Genomic DNA, 369 nt, shown 5'->3' with positions numbered 1-369 from the left:
CTTCACCTGTGGGAGAAAGAGGATTGGGACCAAGAGGGCATGATCTGTCTCCATGAACTTTTAGAACACCATCCAGAACTAGTGGAAGAGGAAAAGAAACTCTACGTCTACTTCAAAACAAAATTTCGCAATCGAATCCTTGATAATGTCAGAAAACAAGAGAGTCAAAAACGTCGCCTAGACCGGATGGCCTACGAAGAAGTAGGGGAGATTAGCCATCGCCTACCAGAAGGAGGATTGTGGTTAGATGATTACTACGCCCTTCATGAACTGTTGAATACTTATAGAAGAAAATTACCAGAAGATAAACAAGAAGCCTATGAACGCCTCTGGGCAGATGAGCGTTTCAAGGGACGCAAAGCTATGCTG

The 369-nt window shown here is 43.9% G+C and carries 1 protein-coding gene; it reads left to right on the top strand.

Annotated elements, in window-relative coordinates:
* On the top strand, nucleotides 1-369 hold a 369-nt coding region (locus tag ADM33_RS00330), incomplete at both ends, for a hypothetical protein (protein WP_049502686.1).

It is taken from the genome of Streptococcus oralis (assembly GCF_001075875.1).
Lineage (GTDB): Bacteria > Bacillota > Bacilli > Lactobacillales > Streptococcaceae > Streptococcus > Streptococcus oralis_I.
The sequence above is the reverse complement of the archived record's forward strand: the minus strand, read 5'-3'. Positions and strand labels throughout refer to the sequence as shown.